This window comes from Acinetobacter sp. WCHA39 (assembly GCF_002165385.1).
Classification (GTDB): domain Bacteria; phylum Pseudomonadota; class Gammaproteobacteria; order Pseudomonadales; family Moraxellaceae; genus Acinetobacter.
In genome coordinates this window covers 106165-132011 of sequence record NZ_NHRP01000001.1, presented here as the reverse complement: position 1 = coordinate 132011, position 25847 = coordinate 106165, and the positions used below count along the sequence as shown (strand labels likewise).

Genomic DNA, 25847 nt, shown 5'->3' with positions numbered 1-25847 from the left:
TTTAAGAAAGAGTAAGTTGCTTGTGTTTGACTTGTTCCCATTGCCACCAACCATATGCAGCCAACAACACAAAAGCGGCATACAATCCTGCGGTTAAAAATAATTCTTTATAAATAAACATACCTACATAGACAATATCGACAAATACCCAAAGTACCCAAGTTGCGATATGTTTACGACTCGTCCAATAGGTTGCCAATAAACTAAAAGCAGCAAGTTGGGCATCTAATAACGGTACAGCAGCATCGGTAAAATGTTTAAGCGTTAAACCAAACAATAATCCACCGATTGCTGCCAAACACATTTGCATCAATACTGTTTTGACTGCAATTGGTTCGATCCGAATCTCATGGTCTTGGCGTTTACCTTTAAGCCAATAATAAAAACCATAGAAATTAATCAGCATGAATAAGAATTGTAAAATCGTCTCGCCGTATAATTTAAAGGTGAAAAAAAGATAAGCATATAAAATAAATGCCAAAAAATTAAACCACCAACACCACATATTCCGTTTTATCGTGAGCGCAACACCGATCACACTAATAATAACGGCAATAATTTCTAAAGAAGACAAGAGCAAACTACTTTGAAAATCCGAATGACAACATTATGGAAATATTCTTTATTTAAGCAAGCCAAAAAATCTTGATCTGATGCGCTTCTATTCGCCATATTATTAAAGCTTTAACGCCAAAGATTACTTTTCACTCAAGCCCACATCGAATTAAATAGTATAAAACTGATAGGTCAATAAAATGACCTATCCTTTATAGTCTCAATCCGTTTCACACTGTAAACTACATACCATCCAATTAGAACTTCCCACAGATTTGCTCAAGGATGAAAGAATCTATGCGTTCAAATATTTTATGGCTTTGCTTTGGCATTTTTTTGCTATTACAAGGTTGTGTCAATGCGACAATTCAACCTCAAAAAACTCAATCTCAACCAACAGAATTAAAACAACGTTATTTTCAAGCAAAAACAATCGCATCAGATGGAACAATCATTGCATTTACAGTGTATCAACCACATTTAAAAGCAGGACAAACAGCTCCTTTGCTGCTACATACCCATGGTTTTGGTTTATCTCGAATGAAAAGACCAGAATTAAGCTTGTATGGTTTTTTACTTCCGACGGGTCAAGTAGCCAAAACAGCGTGGAAAAATGGCTATTGGGTCATCAGCTATGATCAACGTGGTCATGGAAATAGTCAGGGTAAAATTCGCTTAACCGATCCTGAAAAAGAAGCTCAAGATGTCATTAGCATCATGAACTGGGCTGAAAAAAACTTGCCACAACTAGCACAAAATCAAAATGGTGTTCGTACAGGTATGATTGGCGAATCTTATGCAGGCGGTGTGCAATACATTGCTTCTGCTCTAGACCCTCGCCTACAAGCAATTGTACCAATCACAACTTGGCATGATATCGTCGATAGCCTTGTACCCAATGGCGTTCCAAAAGGAGATTGGCTAAGTTTCTTGAATTTGATTGGTGACTGGTGGAACTGGAACAAATTTGATCCCGAACTTAAACAAGCTTATCAAGATATCCAACAAGGTCAGTTGAAACAATCAACTTATGATTTACTAAAGACACATCAAGCTAGTTGGTTTTGTGAAAATGCTCAAGCGCCAAAAGCAGATGCGCTCATTATCCAAGGCTTTAGAGATGTATTATTTCCTTTTAATGAAGGCGTTAAAGCGGCTCAATGTATTCAGAAATCGCAGCATGAAGTCCATTTAATCGGCGTACAAGGCGGACATTTACAACCATTTGCACAGCGTTCCCCATTGGGTGATACTCCTTTTTGGTATATTGGGAAATCTGTTGCCTGTGGGAATCAAAAGCAATATAAATTACAAGACACGATCATGGGATGGTTTGATCAAAAACTCAAAGACCAAACTGCAACAATTGATTTACCAGAATTATGTGTCGACAAAAGTCCAGTCTATAAGTTCAAAGATTTGGATGCAAAAACACAATACACGTTAAATAGAACTTGGATTGAACCTCAGAATTCGCAAGCTGTGTTTGTTCCGATCCATACAATAACTGAATTGGCACATCTCACAGGTACACCACAACTCAATTTAAAGATCGAAACGCCAAATAATAAAGTAGAACCAACACTATTTATTTCTATGGCCATTAAATCTGAAAAAACGGGTAAATATGCTATTTTAAATGATCAAACAACAGCATTAAATCCAAGCAAAAAACATACTTTTGATCAAGTTATTTCTAATAAAAATTCAGCATCGAAAGGAAATCAAACTATTGAATTACCTAGTATTAATGGACGTTTGAATAAAGGCGATACTTTAGGCTTACTGATTCAGACCGAAAGTATTTATTATCAAAAAATTAAACAACCTAAAATTGAAGCATGGATTTCAGGTCGAATTACTTTACCTAAATTTTGGAGTGAGATTTCAAATAAGGAATGATCATAATTTCTAAATATCGAGAGTGAATTTTACCACTCTCGATTTGCAATCAATTGTTCCATTTCAATCTCAAAATAACCTGCTTCTTGCACAATCATCATCATAGCTTCAGCAATGTAATCCGCAGCCGTATCATCTAAACTTGAATCTAGGTCTTCAAACTGAGGTTTCATCTCATTAATTGCGATCATTGTATGATGAGCAAAATGATATATTTCCGCTTCAGTTAAACCAGAACGACCCACCTTTTTGGAAAAGTGTTTAATCTGTTGTTTAACTTCGGCAACGAGAATGTCAGGATAATATTCATCATCAAACATCGGGAGAAGGAGATCTTCAAACATAAATAAAATAATATGCCAATAAAACGCCATGCTTATAACATAATCCCATACAAATCACGATATTTAGACATAAAAAAAGCGATCTTTCCGACCGCTTTTAAAAAAGATAATTTAGTCTTTTTTAGCACTTAAACTTTTTGCGATCTTGGCAAGCTCTATAAATTCCTCACGCATTTGGTAAGGATCTGGTTTTGCAGATTGCTGGGCTAACTGAATAATTTGATCCCACCCCATAGCAGCATTGTATTGCCCACCTTTTAGCTGCTGGGCATAGGAAGCCACCGCAATCGCAAAACGAGTATCGCTATTGGCCTGAGCAAGGGACTTACTTTGCGCTTTTACAGCTTGGTTTAAAAGAATGCTCTTCTCTTGATTTGGCAATTTATAGCGCAAATTTACAAACGCATATTCAGATTTTTTCGTTGTATCTGTTTTTGTCGATGCCTGATAACGTGAATCATTGAGCCAGCCTTGCTGCCCCACTGGAATGATTTCATAAATTGCCGTAACGTTATGCCCTGCCCCGATATCGCCCGCATCAACTTTATCATTATTGAAATCTTCCTGTTTCAACATCCGGTTTTCATAGCCGACTAAGCGATATTCTTTTACCGTAGCAGGATTAAACTCCACCTGAATTTTTACATCCTGAGCAACCGTTGCCAGTGTTGACGAAAGCTGACGTTGTACCACTTTTTTCGCTTCATTTTTATTATCAATATAGCTGTAATTACCATCTCCTGCATCGGCAAGCTGCTCCATCAACTGTTCATTATAGTTACCTGTTCCAAAGCCCAGTGTCGTGAGTGAAATACCACTTTTGCGCTTTTCCGCCACCATGCCTTTTAGGGTACTAAAATCTGTGATCCCGACATTAAAGTCACCATCGGTTGCCAGCAGAATCCGATTAATACCATTTTTCAGCATGGCTTTTTCTGCCTGTTGATAGGCCAGTTGAATCGCCTGCTCGCCTGCGGTTGCACCACTCGCCTGCAAGGCATCAATCACACGTAGAATCTTGTCTTTTTGATCACCAGATGTCGGCTCCAGAAGCAGTTTCTCACCACTGGCATAGGTAATAATCGTTACCTTATCTTGTGGACGCAATTGCTCAGTCAATAAACGTAGAGTTTGCTTAACCAAAGGTAATTTATCTGGGGCATCCATACTACCGGAAACATCAACCAAGAATACCAAATTGGCTGGTGGTAACTGTTTGGTTGCCAAGTCTTTGGCTTGAATCCCGATTTTGATCAGTTTGGCATTTTCTTTCCACGGTGAATCAACAATTTCAGTCGTGACCGAGAATGGGTGAATGCTGTTTGGCTGCGGATATTGATAATCAAAGTAGTTAATCATTTCCTCAGCACGAACCGCATCGATTGGTGGCAAACGCCCATCATTCAGGAAACGGCGGGTATTGCTATAACTGCCTGTATCGACATCAATGCTAAAAGTTGAAACTGCCTGATCTGCAACCCGATAAATAGGATTGACCTCATTCTTTTGATATTTTTCAGTATTCTGCTCTAGCCGCACGCTTTCTGGACTAGGCATTGCCGCCGTGTACGCAGCAGCAGCAATCATCTTTCGGGTACTATCCGCTGCCATATTAGACATAACCAAAGATGCAGGAGCGACTACATGGCTACGTTCCTTTATGGGATTACCACAGGCGATCATCATGGAACTTAGCAAGGTTAAGGTCAGTATGTTTGTAGATTGATGCATCATAAAATCCCCCAATTTTTATGTCTTTTAAATGAATGACGAGATTGCAGTGATTGTATGCAAAAAGATAAAGATACATCGTATTGGAATGTATTTTTATCTTCATTATTTCTCTGTAATTATTGAGCTAAACGCATCGCATTCCAAACTTTTATCGCATCGCTTGTGGCTTTAACATCGTGCACTCGAACAATACTAGCGCCCTGCTGAATACTCAGTAGATGCCCCATGACACTTCCAAGCGCACGTTCCTGTGCAGGTACACCATTCAATGCCTCACCAATGAAACGTTTACGTGACAACCCAGACAAGATCGGATACCCCATCCGATTCAGCTTCCAAAACTCATTGAGTAATCGAAAATTCTGTTGTGCGTTCTTGGCAAAACCGAAACCTGGGTCGATAATAATATTTTCTTTGCTTACTCCAACTGCAATTGCTTGATTAAGCCGCTGCTGTAATTCATGAATCACATCTTCAGTCACATCCTGATATTGATCCAACTGATTCATATTGGTCGGTTCACCACGCATATGCATCAACACCACAGGAATATTTAATTCAGCCGCCGTTTCTAAAGCCTGTGGACGAGTTAAAGCACGAACATCATTCCAGATATGCGCACCTGCTTTCACGGCAGCTCGAATCACCTCAGGCTGACTGGTATCAATCGATATGATCACATCATACTTGGATAATGCTTCCACCACAGGAATTACACGCTGAATTTCTTCTTCTAGCTCAACGGGTGATGCATTTGGGCGAGTTGACTCTCCACCAATATCAATAATGCTTGCACCCTCTTCCATCATCTGCAAAGCACGTTGAACCGCCTGTTCTTTATGATGATGCTGTCCACCATCACTGAAAGAATCAGGGGTGACATTGAGAATACCCATAATCTGTGGTTGGGATAAATCCAATGTAAAACGACCACATTGTAACTGCTGCTGTGGTAATGGCATCAACTGCATTATCAAAAAACTCTTAACACTTTACGAATCACTTTAGTTTAACAAGACTATTCTGTGAACATTGTTGATTTATTTCCAGGTTGGCTAAAATAAGAACAAAAAAAGAGCCGCTCTTTAGCGACTCTCTTTGATTTCAACCATTAACCCATTGCTGGTAATGGTGGTGGTGTAGATGGACCATCTTTTGGTGGTTCAAATGCAGCCACTGGATTTTCAGGAATATAGACCTTAGGTGGTTGTGGTTCACGACCTTCCATGATGTCACGGATTTGGTCACGATCGATGGTTTCCCATTCCATCAACGCTTTCACCATTGCATGTGCGATATCTTTGTTATTTTCCAAGATATCACGAGCAACTTTATATTGTTCATCTAAGATACGACGTACTTCTTCATCAACTTTTTGCTGAGTTGCTTCTGAAATTGTACGGCTACCCACATTACCAAAGAAACCACTTTGGTTTTCATCTTCATAAACCATTACACCAAGAGCATCAGACATACCATACTTGGTCACCATTGCACGCGCCATTTTAGTTGCACGTTCAAAGTCGTTTGATGCACCTGTCGACATTTGATTAATGAAAACTTCTTCGGCAATACGACCACCAAATAAGATTGAAAGCTCATTCAACATCTTATCTTTGTAATGGCTAGTTTGGTCTTGCTCAGGCAACTGCCAAGTTACACCTAATGCCCAACCACGTGGCATGATTGTCACTTTATGCACAGGGTCTGTACCTGGCAAAATTTCAGCAACAATGGCATGTCCAGCTTCATGGTAAGCCGTCGCACGACGTTCTTCTTCACGAATCACCATCGATTTACGTTCTGGACCCATGTAGATCTTGTCTTTTGCATCTTCAAAGTCATGCATATCGACCGTGTTTTTATTACGGCGAGCAGCAAACAACGCAGCTTCGTTGACTAAGTTCGCAAGTTGCGCACCTGAGAATCCTGGCGTACCACGAGCAAGGACTTTAACATCCACGCCAGTCACTGACGGGAGTTTCTTCAAGTGAACATTCAGGATTTGCTCACGACCACGGATGTCAGGTAAACCAACCATCACTTGGCGGTCAAAACGGCCTGGACGAAGTAATGCTTTATCTAGCACATCGACACGGTTAGTTGCTGCAATGACGATCACACCCTCATTACCTTCAAAACCATCCATCTCAACAAGCATTTGGTTCAGGGTTTGTTCACGCTCATCATGACCACCACCTGTACCCGAACCACGATGGCGACCCACCGCATCAATCTCATCAATAAAGATGATACATGGAGCATGACGTTTAGCTTGTTCAAACATGTCACGAACACGTGAAGCGCCGACACCAACAAACATTTCAACGAAGTCAGAACCAGAGATACTAAAGAATGGAACTTTAGCTTCACCTGCAATGGCTTTCGCAAGTAATGTTTTACCCGTACCTGGAGGACCAACCATCAATACACCACGAGGAATGGTTGCACCAAGACGTTTGAACTTAGAAGGATCTTTCAAGAAGTCAACAATTTCAACCACTTCTTGTTTTGCTTCATCACAACCTGCAACATCGGTAAACGTAATCTTAATCTGGTCTTCAGATAACATTTTCGCTTTTGACTTGCCAAAACTCATTGGGCTGTTTTTGCCACCAGCGCCCCCACCCATATTACGCATAAAGAACATGAATAATAAGATGATCAGTAATACAGGGAAGCTCGCAATGAGAAGTTGCATCAAAATGCCTTGACGTTGTGGTGCAGTACCTTCAACGACTACATTCTGTTTATTCAAGCTTGGAAGCAATTCAGTGTCTTCTACTTGTGGACGAACCGTTTCAAAAGAAGAACCATTGGTTTTTTCACCACTAATGTTTAAACCGTCAATTGTGACTTGTTTAATTTGCCCAGCATTCACCGCTGCAACGAAATCAGAATATTTCATCGCTGCAGGCTTATTGCGGTCACTGACGTTGCTAAAAATCAAAATCAGAACACCGAGTATGATGAGCCACAATACGGCATTCTTGAAGTAATCGCTCAAGGCTTTATTCCCATATCAATCTAATTTGATCATACCTAATCTTGGCTGACCTTCACAAAAACAGCAATAAATTTGCGTTGCAAAAAACTTAAAAGGTACAAAATGCACAATTTTTAACAACTTGGCAAGTACACTTTTATTGCAATGCCTTTTTACGACCTTGACCAATCAAAAAAACTTCTTTTGATCGAGCACGAGATGCCGCAGGTTTGGCTGTTTTTAATACATCAAAACTATCAACAACTTGTTTTCTGAACTCATCAAATCCTGAGCCTTGGAACACCTTAACAATAAACTGTCCATTTGGGCCTAAAACTTTTTGAGCAAAATCCAATGCCAATTCACATAAGTAAATCTGGCGTGGTTGATCGACAGCCCTATTACCTGATGTATTGGGGGCCATATCTGAAATTACAACGTCTACTTGACGTCCATTTAAAATATTTAACAATTTTTCGAAAACTTCTTCTTCTCGGAAGTCACCTTGTAAGAAAGTCACATCTGGAAGAGCGTCCATTGCGAGAATATCTGAAGCAATCACTAAACCATTTGCGCCGACTAATTTACCTGCAATTTGTGACCAACTGCCTGGTGCTGCACCAAGATCGACAACGGTCATACCCGGCTTGATCATTTTATATTTTTCTTGGATTTCAAGTAATTTATATGCTGCACGTGCGCGATAACCTTCCTTCTGTGCTTTCTTTACAAAAGGGTCATCTAAGTGCTCTCTCATCCATGCACGACTGCTTTTAGACAATTTTTGATTGGTAATGCGTGTCGCCATAACTCACTAAATTTCAAAAAACTTCTGATTGGTCATTGTACGTTAAAATTACTCTCATTACAGTACGGTTGTAGTTCATTCACACGAACTTTTACAGATTTTTTCCGATTGCCATGATTGGCTATTTGCCTAATTTTCACATATTTGTTTCGAGTGCCTGTCTGCTAAATCTATCTTAGAAACGGGATGCAAGTTATACTAGGTCGTTTTCACAATCAGGTATTTTTAATGGCGGCTTTATCTATCCATGAGCGTAAGCGTTTACGTCAAATTGGCCATGCACTTAATCCAGTTGTAATGATTGGTGGCCAAGGTCTTACAGAAAACGTCATTGAAGAAACTCATCGCGCACTAAATGATCATGAACTCATTAAAGTGAAAATTGCAGGTGAAGATCGCGATGCACGTGCCGCAGTAATTGATGCGCTTGTTGAAGCAACAGGTGCTGAATCTGTACAGAAAATTGGTAAAATTGTTTTGCTTTATAAAAAAGCAGCAAAACAAAACCAGCATCTTTCTAATTTAGTTCGTTTTGCTCACTTAAGTAACAAGTAATCAAAATGGCAAGTTATGAACTTTCTGCTTTCGATCGCTTTAATGCTATTACTGTCGTTGGAGCAATTGAGCAACAAACACCAGCGACATTAAATGTTGGTTTTTGGGTTCGTGATCCCAATCAGTTTCTGATTTACCCAGATCAAGTCAAGGCTCATCCTCGCCAAGACTTTTTATGGGAACAGACTTGTTTTGAGATTTTTATTGGTGTGAAAGATGAAGATTTTTATCGTGAAATCAATCTTTCTCCCTCTCAAGCTTGGCAAGCCTATCAATTTGAAGAATATCGCTTCCCAGAGGATATGCCGCCCGTTGCTGCATATGACATTGAGTTGAACCATTTGCAACGCACACATTATGGTTTAAATGTCAGTCTAGATTTATCTAAATTTATGCAACAGAATAAATTGAAATGGTCTGACTTATATCTAGGTTTAAGTGCGGTTTTTAATACCACTCAAGGTAATCACTATTTTGCAATGCAACATAGTAGCCCACAAGCTGACTTTCATAATAAACGCGATTGGTTACATCAATTCTAAAAAATAAAAAAGCGAGAATGATCTCGCTTTTTTATTTAAATACATGTTAGCTAGCGCGAACTTTATTCCAAGCTTCTACTGCTTGCTCTTTAGTGCGCTTAAAGCTACCAACCAAAGTATCTTTATGCTTCACTGAAATTTGACCAATATCATCTTTCAACTCTTTGCTTACCTTCGTTAAATCTTCAATTAAAGCATTTAACTCAGTTTTTAATGCATTCGTTAATTCAACTAAATTGCCTTGTGATGAATTCAGTTGAGTTTTAATAACATCAATACGCTGCAAAATATCTTGCTTAATTTGTGCAAGCTGATTTTGGATATTTTGGTTAAGTTCTTTCGCTTCCGCCTCAATTTTTTCTTGAGTTTCAGCTAATACTTCTTTCACTTGCTCTTGAGTCTCAGCAATGACTTCTTTCGCTTGTTCCTGAGTCTCAGCAATCACTTCTTTCGCCTTCGCTGTTTTTTCAGCTACAACTTCTTTCGCCTTCGCTGTTTTCTCAGCAACCACCTCTTTCACTTCTGCCGTCTTTTCAGCAACAGCTTCTTTAACTTCAGTGGTTTTCTCTGCAACAACTTCTTTCGCCTTCACTGTTTTTTCAACCACAACTTCTTTAACTTCTTCAGTTGCTGGTGTCGTTTGATTATCAGCCATTGTGTTTCCCCTCTATATTGTTAGTTGATTTTTTGGCTAAATATAAGATAAAACGCTTTACTTTTAGACTATGAAAAAATTGTTAGACAATTTGCATAATATCTCATGATATAGATAGAAGAATGATTGATTTGGCAATAGACATAACAACAGCCAAACTTATAAAAGAAAAACTACAATTACTCGTTTTAACCAATAAAACAGATAGACTTTTGAACTACTCATGCGTATAATGCGCTGTTAAGTTACAAGCGAGCAGACTGGAAGGAGGGGCATGTTTTTAAAGACAGCCTACCTTTTTTTATGTCTTCTCGCTTTTTTACAGCCCTATTTTTGTGGTTTTAGTTCAGGAGCTTTGGTTTGAGCACCCCCGCCATTTTAGCCCTCGCAGATGGAACGATCTTTAAAGGAACGTCTATCGGTGCATCGGGAAGTACGACTGGTGAAGTCGTTTTTAACACAGCCATGACTGGCTACCAAGAAATTTTGACTGACCCAAGTTATGCGCAACAAATTGTGACGCTGACTTATCCCCATATTGGAAATACAGGCTGTAATAGCGAAGACGTTGAATCTGGTCGCATCCATAAAGTATGGGCGAACGGTTTAATTATTCGTGATCTTCCTTTATTACATAGTAATTTCCGTGCAGAACAATCACTCAGTGAATACTTGGAACAACATAATGTTGTTGCAATCGCTGATATTGATACGCGTAAATTGACACGTATTTTACGTGACAAAGGTGCGCAAAATGGTTGCATCCTTGCTGGTGAAAATATCACTGAAGAAGAAGCAATTGCAAAAGCACGTGCATTCGGTGGTTTAAATGGTTTAGACCTTGCAAAAGAATGCTGTGATCCTGAAGGCTTTGAATGGACTGAAGGTTCTTGGGCTTTAGGTCAAGGATTTAGCCAGCCAGAATTTAAATTTCATGTTGTTGCATACGATTATGGTGTCAAAACCAACATCTTACGTATGCTTGCAGACCGTGGTTGTAAACTCACTGTTGTGCCTGCACAGACCCCTGCTGAGAAAGTTCTCGCTTTAAATCCAGATGGCGTGTTCTTGTCAAATGGTCCTGGTGATCCAGCAGCATGTGACTATGCGATTGAAGCAGTAAAAACCATTGTAGAAACTACGACTTTACCTGTATTTGGTATTTGTTTAGGTCACCAAATTTTAGCACTTGCTTCTGGCGCGAAGACCATGAAAATGAATCATGGTCATCACGGTGCAAACCATCCTGTACAAAATCTTGAGAATGGTACAGTGATGATTACTTCTCAAAACCACGGCTTTGCTGTCGATGAGAGTACTTTACCTGCAAACTTAAAAGTGACACATCGCTCTCTGTTTGATGGTACAAACCAAGGTATTCATCGCACTGACAAACCAGCATTCAGCTTCCAAGGTCACCCTGAAGCAAGCCCTGGTCCACATGACTGTGCTCCATTGTTCGATCATTTCATCGAACTTATTGAAGCATCTAAGAAGTAATTAAGGAGCGAATAATGCCTAAACGTACGGATATTAAAAGCATCTTAATTATTGGTGCAGGTCCAATTGTGATCGGTCAAGCATGTGAGTTTGACTACTCAGGTGCGCAAGCATGTAAAGCACTTCGTGAAGAAGGCTATCGTGTTATTTTAGTGAACTCCAACCCAGCAACCATTATGACTGACCCTTCAATGGCGGATGCAACTTATATCGAGCCAATCACTTGGCAGACTGTTGCTCAAATCATTGAAAAAGAACGCCCAGATGCAGTCCTCCCAACGATGGGCGGTCAAACTGCATTGAACTGTGCACTTGCATTAGATGCCAACGGTGTTTTAGAGAAATACAATGTTGAGTTGATTGGTGCGTCAAAAGAAGCGATTGAAAAAGCAGAAGATCGTAAACTGTTTGACATCGCCATGCGTAAAATCGGCTTAGAGTGTCCTCGTGCTGATGTTGCTGAAAGCATGGAACATGCATTGGAAATTCAAGCACGTTTCGGCTTCCCAGTGATCATTCGTCCGTCATTCACGATGGGTGGTTCTGGTGGCGGTATTGCGTACAATAAAGAAGAATTTATTGAAATCTGTGAACGTGGTTTCGATCTTTCTCCAACCAAACAATTATTGATTGATGAATCACTGATTGGCTGGAAAGAGTACGAAATGGAAGTTGTTCGTGACAAAAACGACAACTGTATTATCGTATGTGCGATTGAAAACTTTGACCCAATGGGCGTACACACAGGTGACTCAATCACTGTTGCCCCTGCGCAAACATTGACAGATAAAGAATATCAAATCATGCGTAATGCATCGGTTGCTGTTCTTCGTGAAATCGGTGTTGAAACAGGTGGTTCAAACGTTCAGTTCGGTATTAACCCGAAAGATGGTCGTATGGTTGTGATCGAGATGAACCCTCGTGTTTCTCGTTCATCTGCGCTTGCCTCTAAAGCAACAGGTTTCCCAATTGCGAAAATCGCAGCAAAACTTGCGGTTGGCTATACCCTTGATGAATTGAAAAATGACATCACTGGTGGTATCACGCCTGCAAGCTTTGAACCAGCGATTGACTATGTTGTAACCAAGATTCCTCGCTTCAACTTCGAAAAATTCCCGCAAGCTGAGCCTGTATTGACGACTCAGATGAAATCTGTGGGCGAAGTGATGGCAATTGGTCGTAACTTCCAAGAATCTGTTCAAAAAGCGCTTCGTGGTCTTGAAGTAGGTGTCAGCGGCTTTGATGAAAAAATCGAAGTTGGTACGGCTAATGCCAAAGACATCATCTTAAAAGAACTTAAAGTTCCAGGCCCTGAGCGTATTTGGTATGTAGCTGACGCATTCCGTCACGGTTTCTCATTAGATGACGTATTCGAAGCAACGAAGATTGACCGTTGGTTCTTGATCCAAATCGAAGACATCGTTAAAACTGAAGCTCAAGTAAAAACTCTAGGCTTTGGCGATTTAAATGCTGACAATATCCGTTCGTTCAAGCGTAAAGGTTTATCTGACCTGCGTATTGCTGACTTGATGGGTATTTCACAAAAACAATTCCGTAAACAACGTTGGAACTTGGGTGTCTATCCAGTTTATAAACGTGTTGATACTTGTGCTGCTGAGTTCGAATCTGGCACAGCTTACATGTATTCAACTTATGATGAAGAATGTGAAGCAAATCCATCAAGCCGTGACAAAATCATGGTCATCGGTGGTGGTCCGAACCGTATTGGTCAAGGGATCGAGTTTGACTACTGCTGTGTTCACGCTGCCCTAGCGATGCGTGATGACGGTTACGAAACCATCATGGTGAACTGTAACCCTGAAACTGTTTCAACTGACTATGACACATCAGATCGTTTGTACTTCGAACCTGTTACATTGGAAGATGTACTTGAAATCGTACGTACTGAGAAGCCTAAAGGCGTGATCGTACAATACGGTGGTCAAACACCATTAAAATTGGCGCGTGCTTTAGAAGAAGCAGGTACACCAATCATTGGTACATCTCCTGATGCGATTGACCGTGCAGAAGACCGTGAACGTTTCCAGCAAATGATTCAACGTCTACAGCTTCGTCAACCAAACAACAGCATCGTTAAATCTGCTGAAGAAGGTATCTCTGAAGCTGCAAAAGTTGGTTATCCGCTAGTTGTTCGCCCATCTTATGTGTTAGGTGGTCGCGCAATGGAAATCGTATATAACGAAGAAGAACTTAAGCGTTACCTTCGTGAAGCAGTTCAAGCGTCTAATGAAGCGCCGGTTCTGTTAGACCGTTTCCTTGATGATGCAACTGAAGTGGACGTAGACTGCGTATCTGATGGTAAAGACGTTGTGATTGGCGGTATCATGCAGCACATCGAACAAGCAGGGATTCACTCAGGTGACTCAGCATGTTCAATTCCTCCTTACTCGCTTTCACAAGAAGTTCAGGATGAAATGCGTCGCCAAACTGTTGCAATGGCAAAAGAACTCGGCGTTGTAGGTTTGATGAACGTTCAGTTTGCAGTAAAAGGCAACGACATTTATGTACTCGAAGTGAACCCACGTGCATCACGTACGGTTCCTTTCGTTTCTAAATGTATTGGTGAGTCTTTAGCAAAAGTTGCTGCACGTTGTATGGCTGGTCAATCTTTAGAATCTCAAGGATTCACCAAAGAGATCATCCCGACTCACTTTGCAGTAAAAGAAGCTGTATTCCCATTTGCTAAATTCCAAGGCGTTGATCCAATGCTTGGGCCTGAGATGAAATCTACAGGCGAAGTAATGGGTGTAGGTCAAACTTTCGGTGAAGCATTCTACAAAGCAGTACTTGGTTCAAACGAACGTTTACCAGGCTTGCCAACAGAAGGCGAAGTGAAGCATGCGTTCTTATCAGTTCGTGAATCAGATAAGAAATACATTGCCAATATTGCTAAACAATTAATCGAATATGGCTTCAAACTTGTTGCGACGAATGGCACACATCGTGTTCTGAAAGAAGCAGGCATTGAGTGTGAAGCTGTCAATAAAGTCACTGAAGGTCGTCCACATATTGTAGACCGCTTGAAAAATGGTGAGATTCATCTTATTGTCAACACAACTGAAGGCAAACAAGCTCAATACGACTCTGCCATGATTCGTCGTGCTGCCCTACAGGGTAAAGTGTATTACACTACGACAATTAATGGTGCTGAGGCTGTTTGCCAAGCATTTTCTGTGAAATTGCCAATGGATGTATACCGCTTGCAAGATTTACAAACTGTAGGTTAATTCTTTACTGATAAGTCCCGCCACCTTATCGGTGGCGGGCTTTTTCTTTTTTTAATCCTGTATTTTCCCAACCAATTTAGAGGGACTGAAATGCAACGTTATCCTATGACTCCTGAAGGCAAGGTTGCCTTAGAGAAAGAATTACAACAGCTAAAAACAGTGGATCGCCCACGTATTATCCAAGCGATCGCGGAAGCTCGTGAGCACGGTGACTTAAAGGAAAATGCTGAATATCACGCTGCACGTGAACAGCAAGGTTTTTGTGAAGGTCGTATTCAGGATATCGAAGGCAAACTGGGTGCAGCTCAAGAGATTGATGTCAAAACACTTGAACAAAACGGTCGTGTTGTGTTTGGTGTTACAGTAACCATCGAAAACCTAGACACTGAAGAACGTAAAACTTATAAAATCGTAGGTGATGATGAAGCAGATTTTAAAATCAATAAAATCTCAGTGAACTCACCGATTGCCCGTGGTCTTTTAGGTAAAAACGAAGGCGACGAAGTAAAAATTCAAACACCACAAGGTGAAGTTGAATACGAAATCGTCAGTGTGGAATATCTTTAATATTCCAAACTGAATTAGCCCCTCTATTTGAGGGGTTTTTCTTCTCAGTTATTTTTCTTTTGTTAGCTTTTAAAAGCTTAGTATTCATTTTCACTACTAAGAGTTTTAATCATAATCTATATTGCGAGATTTTAGAAATGAACGACTCTTTTCAATCTGTGGAATAAAACAATCTTTCATTCCAACCCTTTCATCATCCATAAAGATGCAAAGGAAATATACCCAGTCGGTATCATCCAATCCTATTGCTTTATCAATGACTCGATCAAAAGAATCTTTTAGTTTATAAATATCTATCTCAGCTAAATATCCATACAAAATTCTAGAGCCAGGCCAATTTAGATCCATAAAACCTTCTAATAACTGATCTAAGTTTTCTTCTATGATTTCTCGTGGAAGATATGGAATCATCATCGTTAAATTTTCCCATTCAGAACCACCATACGGTTGAATTAATGCAGAAAAATCTAACTCTTTATTTCTCAATTTTCCTTTAATTTCAAATGCTAAATCAATTAAATCATGTATATATAAAATTTTTTCACCAATAATTTTTAAAATTGAACTTTCATTTATTGGTTCGATCATTAACATTTATCCTTTTGTTATCATTCAGATATTATGCATTTATAAATGAATTCAGTTCAATATTTTTTTCTTTTCCTTTAAATCCATAATTTTATTACCAATAACGTCAATCAAATTAAATATGCAAAATTTACTCAATTATATCTAAAATGAATTTTTAACCAATTGAATAGTTCCTTTGTTTCAAAAGCATGCTATTTCTAAATACAATAAAAACGAATAGAGGAATGCAAAATCGACTGATCATTAGCATTATGTAAAGATTACTAGAATAATCCTATGGATTGCTATTGCAATCGTATGAGCTTTCCATAGCAATCTTATGACTAATGCGGTACGCTGTATGCTATTCTAGACTTTATATTTGCAAATCAAAATCAATGTTTGTTAATTTGGTTTTGGAAATTCTTCCTCAACTAACGCTCTCTCCTAATATAAAAGCTATAATAGCGCCGATTTCTTTTAGTATTTTGTCTTAGTTATGGATTCATTGATCAACTCTCCTGTTAAACATTGGTGTGAGTTCGAATTTATTTCAAAAACAGTTAAAAATCCCAATATCCATATCAAAGGCAATTACTCTTATTATTCTGCTTATTGGGATCAGGGCTTTGAACGCTGTGTGGTACGTTATCTACATGACAAACCTGCTACACCTGAGAAACCAATTGATCAACTGCATATTGGCAATTTTGTCTGTTTTGGTGCTGAATGCGTGATTATGATGGGTGGCAATCAATTACACCGTCCTGATTGGATTTCGACCTTCCCTTTTGACACCCGTAGTTTCTTGCCTGCTGGTGATACCGTGATTGCCGATGGTTGCTGGATTGGTAGCCGCGCCATGATTATGCAGGGAGTAAAATTGGGTGAAGGTGCTATCGTGGCAACAGGTGCTGTGGTCACCCAAGATGTACCGTCTTATGCAATTGTTGCTGGTGTTCCAGCCAAAGTGATAAAATATCGTTTTCCTGAACAAGACATCGAAAAACTGCTTTCCCTCAAATTGTATGACTTAGATGAAAAGCAAATTTTAAAAATGCGTGAATATTTGCAGACTGATGATATTAATCAACTTTTTCAATTTCTAAAAATTGATAAGAAATAGCTACTTAGTTTAATTCTAATACAGCATATTCTGAAATAAAGTTAACCATATCCTGAATTTCACAATACTGCCCTACAAAATGATGTTTTGAATATTCAAAATTTTTCCATACAATTTTTAAAGGAGGCTGTACAGGTCTACTAATACTTCCATCTAAACAATCTCTTAATGCAGAGAAGTTAGCTCCCATATAACCTAGCACACCACACACTTCTTCACCAATATAGCAATACAAATCCAATTCAGATTTTATATAGTAGCCATCCAAAGTAATTTCTTTGACTTTTTCAGACTCATGATTTTCTAACCTAGCAAGAAAGAGAGCAATATGTAGCCAACATGTTTTCTCAAATAAACTCAAACTGAACCAATACTTTTCGCCACATTCATGATTTAAATATTTATAAATCAATTCTTTTCTTTTAAAAAAAGAATCTAAATCAGAATATTCTTTATCACTATAAATTTCTTCTAATTCTTCCTTATTATCATAAATAACAAGATCATTTTCTTTATAAGCAAAATCAAAAGTAAAATATAGTCCATCCTCAATACTCTGATTCTTCCCCTCTTGATTGCAAGTTATTAAAATTCCGAAGTAATCATGTTTTTTATTATAAATTAATAATTTTAAATCCATCATTTCTTGCAGAATAATTTCTGACAAACAATTTTTAAAAATAATCTTCTTACTATCATAATAAAAATCATCAACAATTAAAGTATAAATTACATGATCTATTTCATCTTCAAAATCATGTTTAAAAAAAATTACTTTCATCTCTTGTTTAATCATTTAACATCCAGAATTTTATAAAAAATAACTATTCTTATATCTATATCAGATATATAAAATAAATTAGCAACTACCTTATTTAGCTTACTATTTAAATGTTTTTTTGAAAAATATTCCTATAAATTTACTAGGTTTTATTTCATGAAAAATACAGGTAATATAAAAACATAGATCGTAATTTGCACAAAAAACTTAAGTTTATTTAATTTAAAATTGTAATAATAAGGAGTAATAACCATGTCTTATCAAAAAATCTTGGTTGCAATTGATGACTCTGAAATCTCCGATAATGTCATTCAACAAGCAGCTCAACTTGCAAAAGCCCTAAATAGTGAAATCACTGTGGTTGAAGTGATGACTTTAGACCCATATTTGGCAGATGCATACCTTAGACTCGGTCAAAGTAATGAATTGATAGAGCGTGTTCGTAGCTACGTTCAAGAAAATTTAACCAAAGCGGAAAAGAAATTTGAAGCTTTAGGATTGACAGTCGCAACTCAAGTGTTGGAAGGCTTCTCTGTAAATGGGGAAATTATCAGTGCTGCACAGAACTTAGGTGCTGATCTGATTATTATGGGATCACACGGTCGGACTGGTTTCAAAAAATTTATCTTAGGCAGCGTAGCTCAAAAAGTATTAGGTGAAAGCCATATCCCTGTTTTGGTCGTACGTTAAATATTCTGATTTTTAGTTTTAGAAGACATCGCAACCCTTATGAAACCTTAAGTTTCATAAGGGTTATTTTTTGATTATTGAGTTTTTAATTCAATAGGTTTTGCTTTTTGTAAAACTTCTTTTGGTAACTCAGTCGTAGAAACAATCATCAGTGACTGTGTATTTGCTTGAATGTTTTCTTTCTTAAGATCATTCAGTACACCATTGGTATCTTTAGTACTTAAGGGCTTTTTTGCACACAGATTTGAAATGTAAAGCCCCCTAATTGAGCTAAATTTAAGGCGTAACTTGGGTAAGTGGGTCGACCTAATTCCGCAAATCTGTTGAGGACTGCTATGCGTGCATGAATCTCATTCACTTGACTATCAAAATTCCTTGAGCAGAGTTTATCGCCTAATAATTTAAGAACAAATATTCATCGTTTTTACTTAAAAGTATCACATTGATTGATATCTCCAGATTTCAGACCTTGCTGAAACCAGTGCATTCGTTGTTCACTACTGCCATGTGTGAAACTATCCGGAACAACCTGACCTGTAGCTCTACGTTGTAAATAGTCATCGCCAATTTTCTCGGCAGCATCCATTGCTTCTTCAATATCACCCTGTTCTAAAAATTGAGTGCGTTGTTGATTCTGATGCGCCCAGATACCAGCAAAACAATCTGCCTGTAATTCTAAACGGACAGAAAGCTGATTTCCTTGTGTTTGGCTAGCTTGTGCACGTGCTTGCTGTACTTGACCAGAGATGCCCAATAGATTTTGAATATGATGCCCGACTTCATGCGCAATAACATAAGCCTGTGCAAAATCCCCTGCTTGATCTTGACGAGAAAGTTCTGTCTGATTCTGCTCACCAGAAATACCCATTTGCTGGCGCATATCTTTAAAGAAAGCAGTATCGATATAAACTTTTTGATCAGCAGGACAATAAAACGGCCCCATCGCTGCTTGTGCCCTACCACAAGCTGATTTATCGACACCGCTAAACAAAACTAAGCGTGGTGGCGTGTAAGTCATGCCAAGTTTTTGAAAAATCGGCGTCCAAGTATCTTCTGTATCCGCAAGAATAGTTCCAACAAAATCACTTGCCTCTTTCTGTTCAGCAGTTAAATTTTGTGGCGCAACACCCTGTTGTGAAGACTGAGCACTGGTAACCGCTTGAGTTGCTTGATAGGCTTGTTGTGGGTCTACTCCAAAAAACTTCCACGCAACAAATGCAACGATCAAACCTATAATACTGATACCACCTGCTTTTGCTCCGCCACCACCACGACGATCTTCAACATTGGTACTGACACGACGACCTTTCCAACGCATATTAACCTCACATATGATAATGATGGTGATTGAGCATTTTATTTATGCAGATGCTTTTGACCAAAATTTTTGAATAAGTATAACAACCATTAATACAATCGCACCTGCAATAAAGCCGATTCCTAAATTAATCAATGTTGGTGTCAAGGCACCAATAATTGAACCAAAACTTGGAATCAACTCTAAATGGTCAACAGTTTCTTCAGTAAAATGATGTAATAAAGGAACTGTATGCGAAATAATTCCACCACCTACCAAAAACATTGCAACCGTTCCAACAATAGATAATGTTTTCATTAGAATAGGAGCAAATGCGAGTAGACCACGACCTATTTTATTTTTAAACGCAGATGCTTGATGTGTTAAATATAAGCCTAAATCATCAATTTTCACAATCATTGCAACAAAACCATAAACACCTACGGTCATTACGATTGCAATCACACTCAATACAGTCACTTTAGTCATAAATGCTGCTGTTGCAACTGTACCTAACGAAATCACCACAATTTCAGCAGATAAAATAAAATCGGTACGTATCGCACCTTTTACTTTTTCTTTTTCAAACTTGTCTAAATCTATTTCGATCTGTTCCAAGCTTTCACTGGCTTCCTCAGCTGTTTTTGCTTTTTTATGCTGGAGCATGTGTACAACTTTTTCTACTCCTTCATAGCATAGAAATAAGCCGCCAATCATTAATAAAGGATTGATTAACCAAGGTGCAACTACACTAATCAGTAATGCTAATGGAACCAAAATAAGTTTATTAACGAAAGAACCCTTAGCAACTCCCCATACCACAGGCAACTCTCGATCTGCACGTACACCACTGACTTGCTGCGCGTTTAGTGCTAAATCATCACCCAACACCCCTGCTGTTTTTTTTGCAGCCATCTTACTCATTACCGCAACATCATCTAAAATCGTTGCAATATCATCGAGTAATAACAATAATCCACTCGCCATTTTTATTTCCTAGTTTGTATTTATTTCGCTATTGTAGAATTCCTCAATAAATTCACAACATTATTTTAAGAAAAAGTTTAAGCAATCGCTGACGAAAAAATTTTATTTCCCGTACAATAATATCAATCTTTATATTTATGAAACTACTGAATCTTGGAATATATCATGAGTAATGCTGATCAACGTCCAATCATCTTGACAGGCGACCGCCCTACTGGACAACTTCATCTTGGACACTTTGTTGGCTCATTACGCTCTCGTGTTGGTTTACAAGACAGTCATCATCAACACCTTTTATTAGCAGATGCTCAAGCACTCACTGATAATGCTGATAATCCAGATAAAGTCCGTAATAATATTCTTCAAGTTGCATTAGATTATTTGGCTGTTGGTATTGATCCAACCAAAACAACGATCTGTGTCCAATCATGCTTGCCTGCTCTCAATGAACTGACCATGCTCTATCTGAATTTTGTGACGGTTGCTCGTTTAGAACGCAATCCAACCATTAAGTCAGAAATTCAAATGCGTGGTTTTGAACGAGATATTCCTGCTGGCTTTTTATGTTATCCAGTGGCTCAAGCAGCAGACATTACCGCATTTAAAGCGACTGTAGTACCTGTTGGCGAAGATCAAATCCCAATGATTGAACAAACCAATGAGGTTGTACGTCGCGTTAACCGCCAAATTGGTCATGACTTATTACCTGAGTGTAAAGCATTATTATCGAATATGGGACGCTTACCTGGTTTTGATGGTAAAGCAAAAATGTCTAAATCTTTAGGTAATACTATTGTGCTGAATGCTTCTGACAAAGACATTAAAAAAGCAGTCAACGCAATGTATACCGATCCAAATCACTTAAGAATTGAGGATCCAGGTCAAGTCGAAGGTAATATTGTATTTACTTACCTTGATGCGTTTGATCCAAATAAAGAAGAAATCGAAGAACTAAAAGCGCATTATCGTCGTGGTGGTTTAGGTGATGGTACGGTGAAAAAACGCCTAGAAGGTGTACTCAAAGAATTGATCCTGCCGATTCGTGAACGCAGAGCTGAACTTGAAAAAGATCCTGATTATATTATGGACATTTTAAAACATGGTACACATAAATGCCGTGACATTACTCAGCAAACATTAGATGAAGTGAAAAGCGGATTAGGTTTGTTTAAATTCTAATTTACGTTACTTTTATCGCAAAAAAGCCTAGTATTTAGGCTTTTTTTATTTAACCATTTGATTTGAGTTCAATTTAAGAACTTTTAACACCTATCTAAAACTAACAATTTTTGTCACCTATTAACATCCCTTAACATCCATTAACACTAGTTTACATGAATACCTATGAACTCTGTCAGGTTTTTTTGTACTATAGCCAAGTAGATCAGTAAACACTAATCTCATGACATTTCTTCTTTCAACCGAAACTGTTTCTGCAGATTCGTTGTTCACGCAATGACTACCCCAATCATTGCGTTTTTTTTTGTTTTTAATAATATTAATGATTTGGGTTGAAATTAAATCAAGTTACATTTAATCTTATAAATGATTTATTTTTATAAAAATTTTATTCATTATCTCTAAAAGAAATAAGAGTAATACAAATGATATGGGATTTATTAACACATCCATCAAACATTGTTTTTAGTATTTCATTAATGCTATGCCTATTTATAGGTGCTCTAGAATTAATTTTATTATTATTTGGCGGTAGTAGTAGTTTCATTGATCAATTTTTACCAGACAGTCTAGTTGATGTTGATCATGCCGATATTTCTATTGAACATACTAACGGTATTTTTACTCAGCTTTTAGAGTGGCTTTATCTAGGAAAAGTTCCTCTTCTCATTTGGTTAATTATCTTTTTAACGGTCTACTCACTCACAGGTCTCATTATTCAGGATATTTTTTTCCACTTAACAGAGCATTATTTATCTGCTTGGATCATTGCTCCTATGTGTTTATTTTTATGTATGCCACTAGTGAGAACAAGTGCAGCATTGATCAGTAAAATTATTCCAAAAGATGAAACCACAGCCATTCATAGTGATGAACTGATTGGTCGTACAGCACAAATTATTTTAGGACAAGCCAAACAAAACTCCCCTGCTCAAGCCAAGGTAAAAGATCAATTCGGTCAAACCCATTATGTCTTGGTTGAACCCGAGTTAGATATTATTTTTTATCAAGGGCAAGATGTGATTTTAACCCAAAGAACAAAAATTGGATTCCAAGCAATTAGTGCTTAATTTATATATTAATTTAATGAGGGGTTTTAAATGTTGAGTTCAGCATTGACTGAAATTTTAATCATCACCGGTATTATTTTTGCAGCACTCATTTTTATCGGCGTCGTGATTGCTCGCCTATATACCCGTTCCAGCAAAGAAGTGTCCTTTGTACGAACAGGTTTTGGAGGTGAAAAAGTTATTTTGAACGGAGGAGCAATTGTCCTCCCTGTTTTACATGAAATTATTCCTGTGAATATGAATACGCTGCGCCTCGAAGTTAAACGGGCAGCAGATCAAGCACTGATCACTCGTGATCGTATGCGTGTCGATGTCATGGCTGAATTCTATGTTCGAGTCAAACCTACTGGTGAATCAATTGCAACGGCAGCCCAAACATTAGGTCGAAAAACCATGTCACCTCAAGAATTGAAAGACTTGGTTGAAGGCAAATTTGTTGACTCTTTACGTGCTGTTGCTGCTGAGATGGCAATGGAAGAACTGCATGAAAAACGTGTGGACTTTGTACAAAAGGTTCAGCAAGTCGTTTCTGAAGATTTATCTAAAAATGGTTTAGAACTTGAAACAGTGTCATTGACTGGTTTAGACCAGACCAGTTTTAAATTCTTTAATCCACAAAACGCCTTTGATGCAGAAGGTTTAACCAAACTAACTGAAACCATCGAAGATCGTCGTAAAAAGCGTAACGACATTGAGCAGGATGCTGATCTGGCGATTCGTGCGAAAAATCTGCAAGCAGAACAGGCAAGACTACAAATTTCTCGTGAAGAAGAATATGCCAAGCTACAGCAGGAACGTGAAATTTCAATTCGCAAGGCCGAACAAAGTGCTGAAATTGCTGCTCAGGAAGCGGCTAAAAAGCGTGAAGCAGAAGAAGCCCGTATTGCTGCTGAACGTGAAGTTGAAATCAAACGTATTGCTTCGGCTCGTGATGTAGAAAATGAAAATATTCAAAAAGCACAATTGATTCAAAAAGCACAGGTTGAACAAAAGAAAACCATTGAATTGGCTGAACAAGATCGTGCCATTGCGATTGCTGAAAAATCTCGTGCAGAATCAGAAGCCAAAGCCCAAGCAGATAAAGCCCGTGCCGAAGCCGTAAAAGCCGAAGAAGAAGTTGTAACGGTACGTGAAACACAACGTGCTGAACGTCAAAAAGCGGTTGAACTAGTTGCAGCCAAACAGACTGCCGAGAAAGAAGCAATTGCCATTACCGTAGCTGCTGATGCAGGTAAGAAAGCCGCTGCTGATGAAGCAGAAGCTGTACGTATTGCTGCTGAAGCCGAAGCTGAAAAAATTCGCTTAAAAGCGAAAGGTGAAGCCGATGCTAAAATCTTGCTTGCTCAAGCCTTAGAGAAACAATATCAAGTTGATGCGGAAGGTGCTCGTGCAGTCAATGAAGCCGCCAATACCCTTTCTGCTGAACAAGTGGAAATGCAAGTTCGTCTGGCATTACTTAAACACTTACCTGAAATCATTCGTGAAAGTGTGAAACCAATGGAAAATATTGATGACATCAAAATTTTACAGGTGAATGGTTTAAGTAGCTTTGCAGGTGGTTTTGCATCAGGTGAAACAATAGAAAGTAGTCAAACTTCTTTGTCTGATCAGGTTGTGAATAGCGCCCTACGCTACCGTTCACAAGCACCGTTAATTGATAGCTTAATGAGTGAGTTAGGTTTACAAGGCGGTGATATCAATGGTTTAACTCAAGGGTTGAAACCTAAAGCTGAATAAGTATTTTCGATCTATTAAGAGTCTTAGTAATAAGGCTCTTTTTTATGAAAATCAAAAACTTGATCAATAAAAAACCCCAATATTTCTATTGGGGTTTTTTTAAAGATTAAAATCTAACGTATTACGCCAAACCTTTCTCTTTTAGCACTTGCAACATAGTAGAACCTAGCTCAGCTGGGCTACGCGTGTAAGCCATTCCCGCACGTTCAAATGCAGCGAATTTCTCTTCAGCAGTACCTTGACCACCAGAAATAATCGCACCAGCGTGACCCATACGCTTACCTTTAGGCGCAGTTACACCAGCGATGTAACCAACTACAGGTTTAGTCACGTTAGATTTGATAAATTCAGCAGCTTCTTCTTCCGCTGTACCACCGATCTCACCGATCATGATGATTGCATCAGTATCTGGATCGTCTTGGAACAATTGAAGCGCTTCGATCTGATTCATACCTGGGATTGGGTCACCACCGATACCGATACAAGTAGATTGACCTAAACCAAGCTTAGTTGTTTGAGCAACCGCTTCATACGTCAATGTACCTGAACGTGAAATAATACCAATACGACCAGGTTGGTGGATGTGACCAGGCATAATACCGATCTTACATTCACCCGGAGTGATCACGCCTGGGCAGTTAGGACCAACTAAACGAGTACCGTTACCGTTAGTTTCTAAGTAGCGTTTCGCTTTCAGCATGTCGATGGTTGGAACACCTTCAGTGATCACAACGATTAAACCAACACCTGAGTCAACCGCTTCAACGATTGAGTCTAAAACGAATGGTGCTGGTACATAAATAACAGATGCATCCGCATTTGTTTCACGTACCGCTTCTTTCATCGTGTTGAATACAGGCAGTTCAAGATGAGTTGTACCACCCTTACCCGGAGTAACACCACCAACAACTTTTGTACCGTAGTCTAAAGCTTGTGCAGAGTGGAAAGTACCGTTTTTACCAGTAAAACCTTGTACCAATACTTTAGTGTCTTTATTAATTAATACGCTCATGA

Annotated in this window: 23 protein-coding genes and 1 pseudogene; 11 read left to right on the top strand and 13 right to left on the bottom strand. The window is 38.6% G+C overall.

What is annotated here, in order from left to right; translation table 11 throughout:
• Window position 1 precedes the first annotated feature (1 nt).
• Complete coding sequence (pnuC, locus tag CDG56_RS00585) at window positions 2-574, bottom strand: nicotinamide riboside transporter PnuC (protein WP_087546637.1); 573 nt, start codon at window positions 572-574, stop codon at window positions 2-4.
• 278 nt (window positions 575-852) lie between these two features.
• Between pnuC and CDG56_RS00580 the strand changes: the two genes are divergently transcribed.
• Window positions 853-2457, top strand: coding sequence for a CocE/NonD family hydrolase (locus tag CDG56_RS00580; protein WP_087546590.1), 1605 nt, complete (start codon window positions 853-855; stop codon window positions 2455-2457).
• A 29-nt stretch (window positions 2458-2486) separates the two neighbouring features.
• On the opposite strand, the gene CDG56_RS00575 is transcribed toward CDG56_RS00580, so the two are convergent.
• From CDG56_RS00575 to rlmE, 5 genes are all read right to left on the bottom strand, one after another.
• On the bottom strand, window positions 2487-2801 hold the full coding sequence (locus CDG56_RS00575) for a DUF5713 family protein (protein WP_034602853.1): 315 nt from the start codon (window positions 2799-2801) through the stop codon (window positions 2487-2489).
• Window positions 2802-2912: 111 nt separating this feature from the next.
• Window positions 2913-4532: a vWA domain-containing protein gene (locus tag CDG56_RS00570; protein ID WP_087546636.1), complete on the bottom strand. Its 1620-nt coding sequence runs from the start codon at window positions 4530-4532 to the stop codon at window positions 2913-2915.
• Between the two features lie 119 nt (window positions 4533-4651).
• Window positions 4652-5506 (bottom strand): dihydropteroate synthase, encoded by an 855-nt coding sequence (gene folP, locus CDG56_RS00565; protein ID WP_087546589.1) that lies wholly within the window; start codon window positions 5504-5506, stop codon window positions 4652-4654.
• Window positions 5507-5646: 140 nt separating this feature from the next.
• Window positions 5647-7542 (bottom strand): ATP-dependent zinc metalloprotease FtsH, encoded by a 1896-nt coding sequence (gene ftsH / locus CDG56_RS00560; RefSeq protein ID WP_087536934.1) that lies wholly within the window; start codon window positions 7540-7542, stop codon window positions 5647-5649.
• Between the two features lie 136 nt (window positions 7543-7678).
• Window positions 7679-8329 (bottom strand): 23S rRNA (uridine(2552)-2'-O)-methyltransferase RlmE, encoded by a 651-nt coding sequence (gene rlmE / locus CDG56_RS00555; protein ID WP_004660807.1) that lies wholly within the window; start codon window positions 8327-8329, stop codon window positions 7679-7681.
• Window positions 8330-8557: 228 nt separating this feature from the next.
• Here rlmE and yhbY point away from each other — a divergent pair, with 228 nt between their 5' ends.
• Both yhbY and CDG56_RS00545 read left to right on the top strand, forming a co-directional pair.
• On the top strand, window positions 8558-8884 hold the full coding sequence (yhbY, locus tag CDG56_RS00550; protein ID WP_004660805.1) for a ribosome assembly RNA-binding protein YhbY: 327 nt from the start codon (window positions 8558-8560) through the stop codon (window positions 8882-8884).
• Between the two features lie 5 nt (window positions 8885-8889).
• Window positions 8890-9426, top strand: a complete 537-nt coding sequence (locus CDG56_RS00545; protein WP_087536935.1) for a DOMON-like domain-containing protein — start codon at window positions 8890-8892, stop codon at window positions 9424-9426.
• Between the two features lie 46 nt (window positions 9427-9472).
• Here CDG56_RS00545 and CDG56_RS00540 read toward each other — a convergent pair whose 3' ends face one another.
• A complete protein-coding gene (locus CDG56_RS00540) occupies window positions 9473-10081 on the bottom strand; it encodes a hypothetical protein (protein WP_087546588.1) in 609 nt (202 codons plus the stop codon).
• A gap of 360 nt (window positions 10082-10441) precedes the next feature.
• Here CDG56_RS00540 and carA point away from each other — a divergent pair, with 360 nt between their 5' ends.
• The 3 genes from carA (at window position 10442) to greA (ending at window position 15396) form a co-directional block, all read left to right on the top strand.
• A complete protein-coding gene (gene carA, locus CDG56_RS00535) occupies window positions 10442-11581 on the top strand; it encodes a glutamine-hydrolyzing carbamoyl-phosphate synthase small subunit (protein ID WP_087546587.1) in 1140 nt (379 codons plus the stop codon).
• A gap of 14 nt (window positions 11582-11595) precedes the next feature.
• Window positions 11596-14829, top strand: a complete 3234-nt coding sequence (gene carB, locus CDG56_RS00530; protein ID WP_087546586.1) for a carbamoyl-phosphate synthase large subunit — start codon at window positions 11596-11598, stop codon at window positions 14827-14829.
• Window positions 14830-14919: 90 nt separating this feature from the next.
• Window positions 14920-15396, top strand: coding sequence for a transcription elongation factor GreA (gene greA, locus CDG56_RS00525; protein WP_087546585.1), 477 nt, complete (start codon window positions 14920-14922; stop codon window positions 15394-15396).
• Between the two features lie 105 nt (window positions 15397-15501).
• On the opposite strand, the gene CDG56_RS00520 is transcribed toward greA, so the two are convergent.
• On the bottom strand, window positions 15502-15984 hold the full coding sequence (locus CDG56_RS00520) for a hypothetical protein (RefSeq protein WP_087546584.1): 483 nt from the start codon (window positions 15982-15984) through the stop codon (window positions 15502-15504).
• Window positions 15985-16465: 481 nt separating this feature from the next.
• On the opposite strand from CDG56_RS00520, the gene CDG56_RS00515 reads away from it, so the two are divergent.
• The gene (locus CDG56_RS00515; RefSeq protein WP_087546583.1) at window positions 16466-17092 is read left to right on the top strand and encodes a CatB-related O-acetyltransferase; all 627 of its coding nucleotides are present in this window, start codon (window positions 16466-16468) and stop codon (window positions 17090-17092) included.
• A gap of 4 nt (window positions 17093-17096) precedes the next feature.
• On the opposite strand, the gene CDG56_RS00510 is transcribed toward CDG56_RS00515, so the two are convergent.
• Window positions 17097-17888 carry a barstar gene (locus CDG56_RS00510; RefSeq protein WP_227519028.1) on the bottom strand — a complete coding sequence of 264 codons (792 nt, stop codon included), beginning with the start codon at window positions 17886-17888 and terminating at the stop codon, window positions 17097-17099.
• A 237-nt stretch (window positions 17889-18125) separates the two neighbouring features.
• On the opposite strand from CDG56_RS00510, the gene CDG56_RS00505 reads away from it, so the two are divergent.
• Window positions 18126-18563 carry a universal stress protein gene (locus CDG56_RS00505; RefSeq protein WP_046738777.1) on the top strand — a complete coding sequence of 146 codons (438 nt, stop codon included), beginning with the start codon at window positions 18126-18128 and terminating at the stop codon, window positions 18561-18563.
• Between the two features lie 276 nt (window positions 18564-18839).
• Here the strand turns inward: CDG56_RS00505 and CDG56_RS16830 are convergent.
• From CDG56_RS16830 to CDG56_RS00495, 3 genes and pseudogenes are all read right to left on the bottom strand, one after another.
• Window positions 18840-18969 (bottom strand): annotated as a pseudogene (locus CDG56_RS16830) (IS5/IS1182 family transposase); the annotation flags it as partial.
• A gap of 18 nt (window positions 18970-18987) precedes the next feature.
• Window positions 18988-19881 (bottom strand): neutral zinc metallopeptidase, encoded by an 894-nt coding sequence (locus CDG56_RS00500; RefSeq protein WP_005161727.1) that lies wholly within the window; start codon window positions 19879-19881, stop codon window positions 18988-18990.
• 42 nt (window positions 19882-19923) lie between these two features.
• Window positions 19924-20847, bottom strand: coding sequence for a DUF808 domain-containing protein (locus CDG56_RS00495; protein ID WP_087546582.1), 924 nt, complete (start codon window positions 20845-20847; stop codon window positions 19924-19926).
• 165 nt (window positions 20848-21012) lie between these two features.
• Between CDG56_RS00495 and trpS the strand changes: the two genes are divergently transcribed.
• The 3 genes from trpS to CDG56_RS00480 all read left to right on the top strand — a co-directional run bounded on the left by trpS (window position 21013) and on the right by CDG56_RS00480 (window position 24833).
• Window positions 21013-22026, top strand: coding sequence for a tryptophan--tRNA ligase (trpS, locus tag CDG56_RS00490; protein ID WP_087543340.1), 1014 nt, complete (start codon window positions 21013-21015; stop codon window positions 22024-22026).
• Between the two features lie 425 nt (window positions 22027-22451).
• Entirely contained in the window at window positions 22452-23096 is a 645-nt protein-coding gene (locus tag CDG56_RS00485; RefSeq protein WP_087546581.1) for a YqiJ family protein, read from the top strand.
• 30 nt (window positions 23097-23126) lie between these two features.
• Window positions 23127-24833, top strand: coding sequence for a flotillin family protein (locus CDG56_RS00480; RefSeq protein ID WP_087546580.1), 1707 nt, complete (start codon window positions 23127-23129; stop codon window positions 24831-24833).
• 121 nt (window positions 24834-24954) lie between these two features.
• Here the strand turns inward: CDG56_RS00480 and sucD are convergent, their stop codons facing one another.
• A complete protein-coding gene (gene sucD / locus CDG56_RS00475) occupies window positions 24955-25845 on the bottom strand; it encodes a succinate--CoA ligase subunit alpha (RefSeq protein WP_004664438.1) in 891 nt (296 codons plus the stop codon).
• Window positions 25846-25847 lie beyond the last annotated feature (2 nt).

Excerpts from the sequence above, each read along its gene's own strand:
- CDG56_RS00580 (WP_087546590.1), top strand. The coding sequence starts at position 853 with ATGCGTTCAAATATTTTATGGCTTTGCTTTGGCATTTTTTTGCTATTA.
- CDG56_RS00575 (WP_034602853.1), bottom strand. The coding sequence starts at position 2,801 with ATGTTTGAAGATCTCCTTCTCCCGATGTTTGATGATGAATATTATCCT.
- CDG56_RS00570 (WP_087546636.1), bottom strand. The coding sequence starts at position 4,532 with ATGCATCAATCTACAAACATACTGACCTTAACCTTGCTAAGTTCCATG.
- folP (WP_087546589.1), bottom strand. The coding sequence starts at position 5,506 with ATGCAGTTGATGCCATTACCACAGCAGCAGTTACAATGTGGTCGTTTT.
- rlmE (WP_004660807.1), bottom strand. The coding sequence starts at position 8,329 with ATGGCGACACGCATTACCAATCAAAAATTGTCTAAAAGCAGTCGTGCA.
- yhbY (WP_004660805.1), top strand. The coding sequence starts at position 8,558 with ATGGCGGCTTTATCTATCCATGAGCGTAAGCGTTTACGTCAAATTGGC.
- CDG56_RS00545 (WP_087536935.1), top strand. The coding sequence starts at position 8,890 with ATGGCAAGTTATGAACTTTCTGCTTTCGATCGCTTTAATGCTATTACT.
- CDG56_RS00540 (WP_087546588.1), bottom strand. The coding sequence starts at position 10,081 with ATGGCTGATAATCAAACGACACCAGCAACTGAAGAAGTTAAAGAAGTT.
- carB (WP_087546586.1), top strand. The coding sequence starts at position 11,596 with ATGCCTAAACGTACGGATATTAAAAGCATCTTAATTATTGGTGCAGGT.
- greA (WP_087546585.1), top strand. The coding sequence starts at position 14,920 with ATGCAACGTTATCCTATGACTCCTGAAGGCAAGGTTGCCTTAGAGAAA.
- CDG56_RS00520 (WP_087546584.1), bottom strand. The coding sequence starts at position 15,984 with ATGATCGAACCAATAAATGAAAGTTCAATTTTAAAAATTATTGGTGAA.
- CDG56_RS00515 (WP_087546583.1), top strand. The coding sequence starts at position 16,466 with ATGGATTCATTGATCAACTCTCCTGTTAAACATTGGTGTGAGTTCGAA.
- CDG56_RS00510 (WP_227519028.1), bottom strand. The coding sequence starts at position 17,888 with ATGATTAAACAAGAGATGAAAGTAATTTTTTTTAAACATGATTTTGAA.
- CDG56_RS00505 (WP_046738777.1), top strand. The coding sequence starts at position 18,126 with ATGTCTTATCAAAAAATCTTGGTTGCAATTGATGACTCTGAAATCTCC.
- CDG56_RS00500 (WP_005161727.1), bottom strand. The coding sequence starts at position 19,881 with ATGCGTTGGAAAGGTCGTCGTGTCAGTACCAATGTTGAAGATCGTCGT.
- CDG56_RS00495 (WP_087546582.1), bottom strand. The coding sequence starts at position 20,847 with ATGGCGAGTGGATTATTGTTATTACTCGATGATATTGCAACGATTTTA.
- trpS (WP_087543340.1), top strand. The coding sequence starts at position 21,013 with ATGAGTAATGCTGATCAACGTCCAATCATCTTGACAGGCGACCGCCCT.
- CDG56_RS00485 (WP_087546581.1), top strand. The coding sequence starts at position 22,452 with ATGATATGGGATTTATTAACACATCCATCAAACATTGTTTTTAGTATT.
- CDG56_RS00480 (WP_087546580.1), top strand. The coding sequence starts at position 23,127 with ATGTTGAGTTCAGCATTGACTGAAATTTTAATCATCACCGGTATTATT.
- sucD (WP_004664438.1), bottom strand. The coding sequence starts at position 25,845 with ATGAGCGTATTAATTAATAAAGACACTAAAGTATTGGTACAAGGTTTT.